Origin of the sequence: Mycobacterium sp. DBP42, from assembly GCF_005924235.1 — a bacterium.
Taxonomy (GTDB): domain Bacteria; phylum Actinomycetota; class Actinomycetes; order Mycobacteriales; family Mycobacteriaceae; genus Mycobacterium; species Mycobacterium syngnathidarum.
The window spans coordinates 78,289-90,935 of record NZ_VCMY01000001.1 but is presented as its reverse complement, the minus strand read 5'-3'; the positions used below and the strand labels follow the sequence as shown (position 1 = coordinate 90,935).

The window sequence follows — 12,647 nt, the reverse complement described above, 5'->3', positions numbered from 1 at the left end:
GGGCCAACAAGCCGTCAGGGGCGGCGCATCACACCCGCCCCTGACGGCATCTGGCGCATCATCGGAAGGAAACGACAATGACTGTCAGCCAACGCGTTTGGTTATCGCCACAGGCATACGAGCGGCTCCAGACCGAGCTGTCGACGCTGCGCGAGCTCATCTCCACCGAAGCCGCCTCGGATTCCGACGAAAACGAGGTGGCCGTCCAGCGGGCTCGCCAGACCCGCATCCAGCAGATCCACGACCTGCTGCTCAACGCCGTCGTCGGTGAGGATCCGCCCGACGACGGGGTGGCCGAGCCGGGCATGGTGCTGACCGTGCGCTACGACCAGACCGACGAGATCGAGACGTTCCTACTGGGCATCCGCGGTGCCGAATACGGCGACCTCGAGGTCTACTCGGTGAACTCACCTCTGGGCGAGGCCATCGTCGGCGCACGCCCGGGCGAGCAGCGCCACTGCCCGGTACCCAGCGGCCAGGCCGTGCCGGTCACCCTGATCAGCGCGGTGCCCTTCGGGATGCACCTGCCGATGGTCACGCGAGTCGAGTGACCAGCTGAGCCGCCCTGCTTGCGGCATCGGTCGCCCTGATCTCTGCACCGATGGTTGCCGCGGCGTCAGCCCACCCCGGTTCGACGAGCAGCGTGATGATCGCACGTCGAATGGACTCGGCCGAAGCCGATCTGCGCAGCGTCAACCCGGCACCGGCGTCAGCGATCGAACGCCCGATCAGCGGTTGGTCCGACAAGCCGCTGGCCGGCACGATCAGCGTAGGGATCCCATGGGCGAGCGCCCGGAACGTCGTCGCGTGCCCGCCGTGGCCGACGAGCAGCGAACATGCCGGCATCAGTTCGCCGTGGTCTACATATTCCCGGACATCGACGTTCGGCGCACTGGGCAGTGTAGCTGGATTGATCACCCCGCCGGTCGTCACGACCGCATCCACCGGCAGGGTCGCCAGCGCCTCGATCACGCGAGCCAGGGTGCGGCGCTGACCTCGAAAACCGTTGGTAGACATGCTGACAAGCACCTGCGCCGGACCGGCCGGCCGGTCGGGCTCGCGCGCATCGACTACCGCACCCACCCACCGCACATTGTCCGGCTGCGGTCGAAGAGATTCCGGATCGAGATGCGCCACCGTGGCGACGATATTGAGGTCCGCGGAGTTCCACAGTCTGCTGATTCGATGTCCGTACAGCCGTGCCGCAGTGCCGGCTCCGAGCCGGTGCCCGCCGTTCAGGTAGCCACGCAGCGTGTGGCTGAACACCGCATGAGGGACCGCGGCATCTTGCACAGCCTGTAACGCCGGAAGCAGCATGCAGTCGACAACGGCAGCGTCCGGCCTGTCCCGTTCACACAACTGCCGAACATCAGCGCCGATGTTGGCATCGTTGAACATCGGCACCCACCGAAGCGGGCTTTGCTCGCGGCAGGAGTCCCAGGGCCGCGCAGTGGGGAACGCCAAGAACGGGAGGCCTGCCCGCTCGACCTGGTGACGCAGACACTCATGCCCCACGACGCGGACCCGGTCTCCTCGGTCTGCCACCGCCCGGGCCACACCCATCATCGGCGGCACGTTGCCGCCGCCGTCCATCGTCACAAACAGAACGTTCATCGCGTCACGTCTCCCCCGAGCCGCAACCTACCCTGTTCGAATGGCAGGCAAAGGCAACGGCACGCCAGGCAACTTGACCGCCGACGACTGGGTCCAGGCCGGGTACACCCTGCTCGCCTCAGACGGGGTGCGGGCGCTGAAGATCGAGCGACTCTGCGAGCAGATCGGCGCCACCCGGGGCAGCTTCTACTGGCACTTCACCGACATGAAGGGCTACCGGGCCGCCCTGGTGGCGTCGTGGAACGCATTCCTGGAGCAGGACCGTCGCGCACTGGCCGAACTCGAGGATCTGCCGCCGCGCGAACGGCTGTCACAAATGATGAAGCAGCTGCTGAGCCCGCGGCACTGGACGTTGGAACGTGCGATGCGGGAGTGGGCGCGCACCGACGACATCGCCGCGGCAAACGTGCGGGCAGCCGATCACCGGGTGCTGGTCGCCGTCACCAAGGCCTACCTCGACTACGGGTTCAGCCCCGAGGACGCGGCCCTGCGCGGCCAGGCCACCTTCGCCACGGGAATCGGGGTGCTGCACCTCATGGATTCCGCCGCCGCTCTCACCGACGCCGACCGCTACGAGCGGTTTCTAGACCTGATGCTGGGAAAGTGAGCGTCTTTCCGCCCATCCGTGGGCAGATTGCGAAAACTGTCTACCGCGGCACGTGCATGTCTTAAATTGACGTTCGAGAATCGACGTTTGCTACACCGCGGCAAACCTGGCAGAGCGCACCAACAGTGTCGTGGTGGTACCGACCTATTCGTCGAATCGTTTTGTCCGCGAAGGGTTCTGGTTGGGCGATGACCAGGTCTATCGCGCCACCGCCGAGCTCTTCCTCGGCGAGCGCGAGGCATTGACGGCCAGCGCGCAGGCAGCCGGATACGCTGCGAGGTACGGTGCCGACGTTCCCCTACCGGAGACGTTCGTCCTGGTAGGGCATTCTCTGGGTGCGGGCGTGGTGGCCGGAGCCGCGGGCTACTACGCCGACGCGATCAAATCGACAGGGGCAGAAAGCCATCTGGCCGGCGTGGTGCTGGCCGACGGTCAGCACCTGGATGCCATGCAGGGCGGGAGCCCGGTCATCCAGCTGCTGTCATACCTGTTCTACGGGTTTTCGACGGCACCGAACAAGGCGGCCTCCCAGACCCTCATCACCGGCTGGGTGGACGACATGTTCGCAGGCCGGATCGATGCGTCCACCGGAGCCTGCGAAGGTGCTGACTGCTCGGGCATCTACGGCGCGCCGGGGCAGACGCTCGACCTGCCGACTCCGGCCGGACCCACCAGCGCGGTAGTGATCGGCGGATCCGCCCCGGCGCTGGTGACCACCGAATTTCAGCCGATGCTTGCCACCGCCCTGGTCGGGCCCCGACCGTCGATCGCCCTGCTTGCCTGAGAAGAAGTGCGGACGCTGCCTTGAAGGGCCAACGTGCGGCCCACTCAGGATCGCGTTCGCTCCTCCGACTCGTCGACGTCAGGTTGTCCCGTCGGCAGATTGTCCGGCGGTTCGATCCGCAACATCCGGGCAACCGGCACATCAGTCGACGAATGCAGCACGATCGACAATGCAATGGTGACCGCGACCAGGTCGAAGACCAGCTGGTGCTCGGCGATCCCCGACTGCAACGCCAGCAACCCGTAGACCACCGAGGCGAACCCCTTGGGCCCGAACCAGGCTGCGGTGTACAGCTCGCTTCGCGGCAGGGAGGTGCGCCACAGTGACAACAGCATCGCCGCCGGACGCACCAGGACTATGGCCACCGCGGCGAACAGCCACTCCTGCCAACCGAGATGGGACAACCGCTCTGGCGTGATCAGCGCCCCGAAGACCAGAAGGGCGGCGAATTTGGTCAGTTCCGAGAGTAATTCGCCGAAAGGCTCGAAGCGCTCCGCTGCGGTGCAATCCAGAGTCGCCAGCGTCGAACCCGCGGCGAACGCCGCCAGATAGGGGTTGGCGTGGGTGAGGTGGCATGCCGCGTACACCACGATGGCGACGGCCATCGGCCCCAGCGCCTGGAGGCGCGGCTCGGCGGTGAGAATCTTCGTTCGCCACGCCAACGTCACCATCGCCGCGACCGCGCCGCCGAGTAGGAGGCCGAGCAGCAACTCGGCGATGACCTCGCCCAGATCGGAGTGCTCGTGCTGGGCGGTGGCGAGAAAGATCAGTACGAATGGCAGGGCGAGTCCGTCATTGAGACCGGACTCGACATTGAGCAGCCGGCGCAGCCGCAGCGGCACGTCGGCTCGGCCGACCAAGGCAGCGGCGAACACCGGATCGGTCGGAGACAAGATCGCGCCGATCAGGAACGCCGTCGGCCAGTCCAGGCCCGCGAGGAAGTGCGCCGGAACGGCAATACCCACCATCGTCAGTGGCATCCCGAGACCCAACGCCCGACCGGACAGGGTCCAGTTCTGCTTCAACGCAGACATATTGGCGCGTTGGCCATCGGTGAACAGCACAGTGAACAACGCGACGTCGGCGAGCAGCGAGACGATCGGGTCATCCGATCCGATCTCGACGATCCCGAAACCCCCGGGTCCGATCAGTGCGCCGGCAACCAGAAACATCAGCGCGGTCGAAAGCACCGTTCTGGCGGCGACACCCGACAAGGAGACACTGATCAGCAATACCAGGCCGAATGCCAGAACAAGCGCCACGTCAGACTCCCAGGTTCATCGTTCGCGTCGCCGGCGGTGCGACTGCCGAGAAGGCTTCCCGGCGCGCGCCGGCCCCAACCCTGCCGCGCGGCGCTGGTGATTGACAAGCAGGTCGCGTGGTGTTTCCGTGAGTGGCGACATGGCTGCTACGCGACGATACCGCGCTCAGCGGGCACTGCACCGAAACCCTACGGGCGATACCGATACGGCCACCGGATGAACCCAGCTCTTGCGGCCGCACGGGAGAAGGTGCGGACCCAGTTGTGGCCACTGCCGGTGCTCGGCGTGGTGCTGGCAGTGGTGGCAGGAATAGCACTTCCGCACCTGGACGCCTACGTGGACGAAAGCTTGCCGGGCTGGTCGATCACGCTGTTCTTCGGCGGCGACGCCGGTGCCGCCCAGACCCTGCTCGACGCGATCGCCAGTTCGCTCATCACCGTCACTTCACTGACCTTCTCGCTCACCGTGGTCACGCTGCAGCTGGCGAGCAGCCAATTCTCACCACGGCTGCTTCGCACGTTCACGAGTGACATCTTCGTCCAAGCGACGCTGGCGATGTTCCTGTCGACGTTCACCTACTCCCTGACCGTGCTGCGCGCAGTCCGCAGCGACAACGCGGGCACCACGTTCGTACCGCGAATATCGGTGACCATCGCCTTTGCGCTCGGCATCGTCAGCGTGCTGGGCCTGGTGCTGTTCCTGGCCCACCTCGCCCGCCAGATCCGAGTCGAGACGATGATGCGCGACGTCCACGACGACGCCGGCATCACGGTCCTGAGTGCGACGAGCCCGCTCGCGGAAGCCCGCCCGCGGCCGGCGATGCCCACGCCTCCGGCCGGCGCACTCCAGATCACTGCGCCGTCGTCGGGCTTCCTGACCAGGATCGACAATGCCGAGTTGTGCTCTGCGGCAATGGCAGCGGACGCCTTTTTGATCATCGATTGCTACCCGGGCAGCTCCATCATCGAGGGCGTCCCGATCGGAGTCGCCTGGTCGGCAGCCGACGGAATCGACGACGACACCTTCGACCGGCTCCGAGACGCGGTCTGCGGGGCGATCAAGGTGGGCCACGAGCGAACCGCAGCTCAAGATATCGGCTACGGGTTGCGCCAACTGACCGATGTCGCAAACAAAGCGCTGTCACCGGGAATCAACGATCCGACGACGGCGATCCACGCACTGGGCCACATTTCGGCGATCCTCTGCCAGCTCGCCGGCCGCGATCTGGGCCCCGTCGCGCTCCGCGACGACGACGATCAGGTGCGGGTCCTATTGCACCGGCCCGGCTTCGCCGAGGTGGTCGATGTCGCCATCACCCAGCCGCGTCGTTACGGGTCTTCGGACCCGCAGGTGATGCAGCGGTTGTTCCGGCTTCTCGAGGAGCTTGCCTGGCACACCCATGACCATTCAGTCATCCGTGAGCAGCTCGGACGACTGCGAAACACGGTTGCACGGTCAGACTTCGACGATGCCGAACGAGCCCAACTGGAGCACGCCGCGATACAGGTCGAGCACGCCCTCACCCACCGTCTCGGTCGCAGCGTCCCCTGAGCTCCGCTCAGAACGGTTTGATTCCGTCGGCCCGCGGGAACCCGCCCGGGTGTGTCCCCTCCCCGCGATGTCGGTAGAGCGTAGGCGCCAACTTCACCGCGGCGATGGCGTTCGAGATTGCGTCGACCAACCTGGTGATCGAACTGGGTGTCATCCTGGCATTGCTCATGGGCTGGCAGTTCACTGCCGCCGAGTTCATCGGCGGTCCGGTCATCATCGTCACCGTCGCAGTGATCTTTCGAATCGCTCTACGACAGAAAGTGATTCAACACGCGCGCGAGCAAGCCGACAGAGGGCTGTCCGGTTCGATGGAAGGGCACGCCGCGATGGACATGTCGGTGCGCAGCGATGCCGGCTTTTGGCACCGACTGCTGTCGGCCGGCGGCGCCACCGCAGTCTCGCACGTGTTCGTCATGGAGTGGGCCGCAATCTACCGCGACCTGTTGATCGGCCTCCTGGTCGCCGGAGCGGTGGGCGCCTGGGTGCCGGACACGTTCTGGCAAGGCCTGTTCCTGGACGGACACCCCGTGCTGTCCGCTGTATGGGGGCCCATCATCGGACCCGTGGTCGCGATCCTGACCTTCGTGTGCTCGGTGGGCAACGTTCCAATGGCGGTGGTGCTGTGGACCGGCGGCATGAGCTTCGGCGGCGTCATCGCGTTCATCTTCGCGGACCTGCTCATCCTGCCGATTCTCAACATCTACCGGAAGTACTACGGCTGGGCCATGATGTGGCGCATTCTCGGGGCGTTCTATGTGGCCATGGTCGTTGCGGGCTACGTCGTGGAACTGCTCTTCGGGCTGACCGGACTCACCCCGGACCGGTCCGCGGCACACCTGCCCGATGAAGGCATCCGATGGAACTACACCACCTGGCTCAACATCCTCGCGCTGGCACTCGCGGCGTTGTTGGTATGGCGATTCGTGCGCACCGGCGGTGTGAAGATGCTGGCCATGATGGGCGGGGCACCGCAGTGAACGTGACTACTTTCGCCAACCCGGGCGACGATTGCCCTGCTCGTCCCAGTGCTCGGCGACCTTCTTGCTCGGCTGTACCCGCGGTGGCTCGCCGGGCATCTTGGGATAGCTCGGCGGGTACGGCAGATCACCCAGACCACGTTCCTCATCGGCAGCAGCCAGGTCCAGCAACGGCTGCAGGGACTGCTTCTCGTCGTCGATGCCGGCCCACGGATCAACCCGTCCGGCAAGGAAATCCGGCACGGTGGCGATCGTGTAATCGTCGGGGTTGGCATCGCGGAGCTCGTCCCAGGACAACGGCGTCGACACGGTGGCGATCGGTGTCTTACGGGCCGAATAGGCCGAGGCGAAGGTGCGGTCGCGGGCGTTCTGGTTGTAGTCGATGAACAGCCGCTCGCCCCGCTCTTCCTTCCACCATGATGTGGTCACCTCGTCGGGGGCGCGACGTTCCACCTCGCGGGCCAACGCGATCCCGGCCCGGCGGACCGCGATGAAATCCCAGTCGGTCTTGATTCGCAGGAAGACGTGCACGCCACGGCCGCCTGACGTCTTCGGATAGCCGACCAGGCCCAGCTCGTCCAGAAGCGGCTTGAGCACATCGCAGGCCACCGCGGCGGCCTCGGCGAACCCGGTGCCCGGCTGCGGGTCCAGGTCGATACGCAGTTCATCGGGATGCTCGGTGTCCGGGCAGCGAACCTGCCAGGGGTGCAACGTGATCGTGCCCATCTGCGCCGCCCACGCGATCGCCGCCGGGTGAGTCACCTTCAGCGCGTCGGCAGTGCGGCCGGACGGGAAGGTGACGACGCAGGTCTCCAGGTAGTCGGGATGCTTCTGCGGCACCCGCTTCTGGTAGATCTCCTCACCCTCGATGCCGTCGGGGAAACGCTGCAGGTGGGTGGGCCGGTCTTTCAGCAGCGCCACCATCCGATCGGCGACGCTGAGGTAGTACTCCATCAGCTTGCCCTTGGTGCCGTCCTTGCCCAGCTTCGGGTAGTACACCTTGTCCGGGTTGGTGAACCGGACCTTGACTCCGTCCACATCGAGTTCGGTTGCTCCTCCGGCTTTTTCAGCCATCTCAACCTTCTTTCGCCAGCACGTCGTGCAGGTCGTAGTGCAGCGGCACATCGAGCTGGTCGAAGGTGCAGCTCGACGGCTCCCGGTCCGGGCGCCAACGCAGGAACTTCACCGCGTGCCGGAAACGCCGGCCATCAGCGGAGTTGCCCTCCATCTGGTCATACGCCACCTCACACACCCGTTCCGGACGCACCGGAATCCAACGCTTGTCGGCCGCGGAATTCCACCGGCTGGGATCGCCATCGCGAATATCGCCTGCCCGCAACGGTTCCAATTCGGCCAGCAGCTTGACCCGATCTTTGGCGGTGAACGAGGCTGCGCCACCGACCATCTGCAACTCGCCGTCGGCACGGTACAGCCCGAGCAGAATCGACCCGATGCCTTCGCCACTCTTGTGGATCCGGTAACCCATGGCCACACAATCAGTGTCGCGGTGATGCTTGACCTTGACCATCTCCCGCTTCCCCGGCAGGTAGGGGCCGTCGAGCCGCTTGGCGATCACGCCGTCGAGCCCCGCCCCTTCGAAAGTGTGCAACCATTGCGCACCGAGTTCGGGATCGGTGGTGGTGCGGGTGACGTGGCACCACTGCGTGGCCTTGACGGTTTCGACCAGTGCCTCACGGCGCACCTCGAAGGGCTCGCCGAGCAGTGACCGGTCACCAGCGGCCAGCGCGTCGAACCCGATGAAGTGCGCCGGGGTCTGTTCGGCGAGCATCCGTACCCGCGACTCGGCGGGATGGATGCGCTGCGACAGCGACTCCCAGTCCAGACGTACCCGGGCTCTGGCCGAATTGCTCCTCCCGTCCGCGGCGAACTCGCGGGGCACCACCACCTCACCGTCGAGCACACAGCGCTCGGCAAGCTCGTCGCGCAGCGCGTCGAGCAGTTCGGGGAAGTAGCGGCCGAGTTCCTTGCCGCTGCGCGACTGCAGCACCACGTCGTCGCCATCGCGGAACACCAGGGCCCGTCTAGTTGACTGAACTTCGGCGAGCCTGCCGGTGGGGTGGGTGCAGCGGGCGGAGGATCCGGGGATGGGCGAAGTGGGTCGGGTGGAGTCAGCCGAGTCCGGCCTGCCGTGGCGGGTGATCTTTCCCGACACCGAGCACCTCGGGGCGATGTCGTATCTGCGGGAGATGGCGGCGTCGGATTGCAGTCCACTCACAGTTCGAAGTTACGCGTTCGACCTGCTGCGGTGGTTTCGGTTTCTGCACGAGCGCCTGATCAGTTGGGAGCGTGCCGAGCGGGTCGATGTCCGGGCGTTCGTCGAGCACCTTCGGGCGGCGCCTAATCCGCAGCGGTTGCGCCGACGTCCAGATGGGCCGCCGCCGGGGTCGGTGAACCCCGTGACCGGCAAGACGGAGTTGTCGGGCAAGTACGCGCCCCGCACCATCAATCATCAGCTGTCGGTGCTGTTCGGGTTCTACGAGCACGCCTGTGCCGCCGGCCTGGGTCCGTTGGTGAATCCCGTTCCTGCACAGCGCGCTAGGCATGGTGGTCGGCCGCATGCTCACCACAACCCGATGGAAGACTTTGCGATCTTCCGACGCGCGAACTATCGGCAGAAGACACCCCGGCCGGTGTGGCGGGCGATCCCTGATGACGCTGCCGCAGCTCTGTTCAACGCGCTGCGCAGTCACCGCGACCGAGCGTTGGTGAGTTTCTATCTGTCCTCAGGCGTCCGCGCGTCGGAGCTGTTGGGCCTGCGTCACGGCGATCTGGATGCCGGCCGATACACGATCACGGTGACCAGTAAGGGTAGCCGCGCGCGGGAGACGGTTCCGGCGTCGGTGGATTCGTTCGTGTGGCTGGCGCTCTATCTGGCCGAGCAACCGCTCATCGAGCCTGGCGCCCCGGTGTGGTGGACCCGACGCTCCCGCCCAGCACCGCTGAACTACCACGCCATGCGCGCGGTGCTGCGCCGCGCCAATGCCAGCTTGGGCGCGAACTGGTCATTGCACGACTTCCGCCATACCGCCGCTGCGCGGATGCTGGCTGACCCCGCGTTCACGCTGGTCGACGTGCAGACCGTATTGCGCCACGCAAGCGTGACGACGACACAGATCTACACGCAGCCGCGGTTGGAAGATCTGATCGGCAAGGTCTTGGAGCATCACGCCAGACCGAAGGTCGACGCGGCGACCATCGAACCGGCCTATGACGCCGCGGCGGTCCGAGAATTATTGGGACTGCCGCGTTGAGCGCCGAGGACACTCGGTCACCGGCACGTCAGCAGGCGGCCGCGACGCGGCGCGCGATGAGCCCGCAGGTCCAGCTGCTGTCGCGCCCCGATTCTCCGCACTTGCAAGCGATCCCGGCGGACAGCCGATTCGGCCCCGCGGGCCTGGTACGTCCCCTGTGGGGGTATGACGCCAACCATGCGCCCCCGCCCCTGCCCGATCATGCCCGCGGTGCGGCGATACAGTCGCTGACTGTCACGGAGTTGTGCGATTTCGTGGCCGAGTTTCACCAAGCCCTGGCGCCCCAGCAGCTGCAGCCGATCGTTCGAGGAACGCGAGCAGTGCTTGGCGTGCTGGCTCGGTATCCCGGGCGGACGTGGGAGCAGCGGTGGCTGGCCAGTGGTTACGATGCCGCGCCTCGCACCTGGTTCGAGCATGACGCTTTGCCGCGCTACGATCACTGGTCGCCCACGCTCATGGGAATCAATGCGCTGCTGCGGGTTCGGGCACTACGGCCTTCATATAGTTGGCTGTTGGACTCCAAGCAGCGAGCCAACCTGTGGCGGTTTCTCGACTACAACGGCGGGCCGGATTTGGAACGGTTACGCACGCTGCCCGCTTACCAGGAAGCGGTGCCCAAGTATCAGGCAGACGCCGAAAAGGCGTTGGCGCGGGTGATGATTCGCACCGGAAAGGCCATCGCCGAGGTGTGTGGTGACGATCTGCTGTTTTACGCCGACGTTGTCCGTACCTCGGGACGGCAGCGAGGCGAACACCTCATCTGGGAGCTGTTGGTCGCGTTGGGCCCTTTGGCGGGGGAGGCACCCACGCTGAGGGCGACGTGGTCGGCGCGGGGCAACTCACGCCAGCACAGCGCCGCGACGCTGGTCGACCGATACGGCATCCCTGCCTCCGGTGTGCGCGATGTTCTGGTGAGCTACCTCGAAGAGCTTCAGCCCAACATGGATTACAGCTCTTTGGAAGGCTTGGCCTATCGATTGGCCAGGCTGTTCTGGTGGGAGATTCTGCAGATCAACCCCGGTCAGGCCGACCTGGCGATATCGGCGGAGGTGGTGACGGCGTGGCGGGAACGCTTGTCGGTGACGCTGGACGGCCGGCCGCGACGCGAAGTGCATTCGATCCTGTTCGCGGTCCGCGGGATGTATCGCGACTTGGCCGAGTGGTCGCACGATGACCCGGTCCGCTGGGGTGTGTGGGTGGCGCCGTGCCCGGTGCCGCGTGCACTCAGCCGGGCCGCGGCCAAGGAGAAACGCCGTCAGAAGGCCACGATGCAGGACCGCACCCGCATGTTGACACCGCTGCTGCCGGCCCTACTGACCACAGCCACCTCGCATAAGGACCGCACCGCGACGCTACTGCAGCGCGCCCTGGCCTGCGTGCACGACGAAGAGTTCGTCATCGACGGCTCCACCTTCGTGCGGCACAGCCCGCCGGAACGACGGAAGGCGGATGTCCACGCGCGGATTTGGGCGTACTTGGCGCCCGGGCAGCAACGACCGAGCTGGATCCGTGGTCGCGCTCAGCGCATCGACGTAACCGCGCTTGAAGAGGAGGGCTTCTGGGGCTGGGCGGTCGTGGAGACCCTGCGTCACACAGGTATTCGCATCGAAGAACTTCTTGAGCTGACCCAGCTGTCGCTGCGGCACTACACCGCTTCCACCACTGCCACTCTGGTGCCGTTGCTGCACATTGTGCCGTCCAAGACCGACTGCGAACGACTCATCCCCATGACCCCGGAACTGGTGGGGGTGCTTCTGGAGGTGCTGCGTCGCGCAAAGGCCGGTAAGGATCACGTGCCGCTGTCGATCGCCTACGACACCAATGACAAGGTCCACAGCGAACCGTTCCCGCATCTGTTCGCGCGCCCCCTGGGCACCCGCCACGAGGTGCTGGGACGGCACTATGTGCGCCAGATCCTGACCCACCTCGCCACCATCGCCGGGCTGAACGATGCTGGCCGTCCCGTGCACTTCACGCCACACGATTTCCGTCGCCTGTTCGCCACCGATGCGGTCAACAACGGCCTGCCTCTGCACATTGCCGCCGCGTTGCTCGGCCACCTCAACCTCGACACCACCCGCGGCTACACCGCGGTGTTTCCCGAGCACATCGTCACCGCCCATCAGGCGTTCATCGAACGCCGCCGGCAATTGCGGCCATTCGAGGAGGCCAAGGTCGCCGACGACGACGAGTGGGCCGACTTCGAAGAACACTTCTTGCTGCGCCGGGTAGCGCTCGGGGAGTGTCACCGTCCCTACGGCACACCCTGCGTTCACGAGCACGCCTGCACCCGATGCCGGTTTCTGCGCGTTGACCCCGCCCAACTGGGCCGCATCGACGAGATGACCGAGAATGCCGAACTGCGCCTCGCAGAGGCGAAGGACCGCGCTTGGCTCGGCGAGGTCGCCGCGCTGGAGGAAAGCATCAAGCACCTCCGCTTTCGACAATCCGAAGCGCGTCAACGGCTTTCGCATGGCAACAACCCGTTCGCCGATCAGCGACCGCAATGAGGCGATGTCTTGTGCTGTACCTCGCGGTTGACGCGACCGTCGTGAGCTTCCGCCGGCGATGTCGCTGGTC

At 65.9% G+C, this 12,647-nt stretch carries 10 protein-coding genes and 1 pseudogene; 7 read left to right on the top strand and 4 right to left on the bottom strand.

Annotation, left to right across the window (positions count from 1 at the left end):
• The first annotated feature begins 77 nt into the window (after positions 1 to 77).
• Positions 78 to 551, top strand: coding sequence for a GreA/GreB family elongation factor (locus E0T84_RS00480; protein ID WP_138743466.1), 474 nt, complete (start codon positions 78 to 80; stop codon positions 549 to 551).
• On the opposite strand, the gene E0T84_RS00475 is transcribed toward E0T84_RS00480, so the two are convergent.
• Positions 535 to 1,614 carry a glycosyltransferase gene (locus E0T84_RS00475; RefSeq protein WP_138743465.1) on the bottom strand — a complete coding sequence of 360 codons (1,080 nt, stop codon included), beginning with the start codon at positions 1,612 to 1,614 and terminating at the stop codon, positions 535 to 537. The two genes, E0T84_RS00480 and E0T84_RS00475, sit on opposite strands and share 17 nt — an antisense overlap.
• Before the next feature lie 40 nt (positions 1,615 to 1,654).
• Between E0T84_RS00475 and E0T84_RS00470 the strand changes: the two genes are divergently transcribed.
• A complete protein-coding gene (locus E0T84_RS00470; protein WP_138743464.1) occupies positions 1,655 to 2,221 on the top strand; it encodes a TetR/AcrR family transcriptional regulator in 567 nt (188 codons plus the stop codon).
• Positions 2,222 to 2,351: 130 nt separating this feature from the next.
• A complete protein-coding gene (locus tag E0T84_RS32050) occupies positions 2,352 to 3,005 on the top strand; it encodes a hypothetical protein (protein ID WP_212757687.1) in 654 nt (217 codons plus the stop codon).
• A gap of 44 nt (positions 3,006 to 3,049) precedes the next feature.
• Here E0T84_RS32050 and E0T84_RS00460 read toward each other — a convergent pair whose 3' ends face one another.
• Positions 3,050 to 4,267, bottom strand: coding sequence for a sodium:proton antiporter (locus E0T84_RS00460; RefSeq protein ID WP_138743463.1), 1,218 nt, complete (start codon positions 4,265 to 4,267; stop codon positions 3,050 to 3,052).
• Positions 4,268 to 4,483: 216 nt separating this feature from the next.
• On the opposite strand from E0T84_RS00460, the gene E0T84_RS00455 reads away from it, so the two are divergent.
• Positions 4,484 to 5,818, top strand: coding sequence for a DUF2254 domain-containing protein (locus E0T84_RS00455; protein ID WP_138743462.1), 1,335 nt, complete (start codon positions 4,484 to 4,486; stop codon positions 5,816 to 5,818).
• 83 nt (positions 5,819 to 5,901) lie between these two features.
• Positions 5,902 to 6,795 (top strand): annotated as a pseudogene (locus E0T84_RS00450) (permease); the annotation flags it as partial.
• 6 nt (positions 6,796 to 6,801) lie between these two features.
• Here E0T84_RS00450 and ligD read toward each other — a convergent pair.
• Together ligD and E0T84_RS00440 are read right to left on the bottom strand one after the other, a co-directional pair.
• On the bottom strand, positions 6,802 to 7,869 hold the full coding sequence (gene ligD, locus E0T84_RS00445) for a non-homologous end-joining DNA ligase (protein ID WP_138743460.1): 1,068 nt from the start codon (positions 7,867 to 7,869) through the stop codon (positions 6,802 to 6,804).
• A gap of 1 nt (position 7,870) precedes the next feature.
• Positions 7,871 to 9,004, bottom strand: a complete 1,134-nt coding sequence (locus E0T84_RS00440) for an ATP-dependent DNA ligase (protein WP_242671563.1) — start codon at positions 9,002 to 9,004, stop codon at positions 7,871 to 7,873.
• Here E0T84_RS00440 and E0T84_RS00435 point away from each other — a divergent pair.
• Positions 8,901 to 10,067 carry a tyrosine-type recombinase/integrase gene (locus tag E0T84_RS00435; protein WP_070946104.1) on the top strand — a complete coding sequence of 389 codons (1,167 nt, stop codon included), beginning with the start codon at positions 8,901 to 8,903 and terminating at the stop codon, positions 10,065 to 10,067. The genes E0T84_RS00440 and E0T84_RS00435 overlap by 104 nt on opposite strands.
• Complete coding sequence (locus tag E0T84_RS00430; protein WP_242671552.1) at positions 10,064 to 12,577, top strand: site-specific integrase; 2,514 nt, start codon at positions 10,064 to 10,066, stop codon at positions 12,575 to 12,577. The genes E0T84_RS00435 and E0T84_RS00430 overlap by 4 nt, the downstream gene beginning before the upstream one ends.
• The last annotated feature ends 70 nt before the right edge of the window (positions 12,578 to 12,647 follow it).

Bases quoted from the DNA above. Each gene is read 5' to 3' on its own strand.
- E0T84_RS00480 (WP_138743466.1), top strand. From the start codon at position 78: ATGACTGTCAGCCAACGCGTTTGGTTATCGCCACAGGCATACGAGCGG.
- E0T84_RS00475 (WP_138743465.1), bottom strand. From the start codon at position 1,614: ATGAACGTTCTGTTTGTGACGATGGACGGCGGCGGCAACGTGCCGCCG.
- E0T84_RS00470 (WP_138743464.1), top strand. From the start codon at position 1,655: ATGGCAGGCAAAGGCAACGGCACGCCAGGCAACTTGACCGCCGACGAC.
- E0T84_RS00455 (WP_138743462.1), top strand. From the start codon at position 4,484: ATGAACCCAGCTCTTGCGGCCGCACGGGAGAAGGTGCGGACCCAGTTG.
- ligD (WP_138743460.1), bottom strand. From the start codon at position 7,869: ATGGCTGAAAAAGCCGGAGGAGCAACCGAACTCGATGTGGACGGAGTC.
- E0T84_RS00435 (WP_070946104.1), top strand. From the start codon at position 8,901: ATGGGCGAAGTGGGTCGGGTGGAGTCAGCCGAGTCCGGCCTGCCGTGG.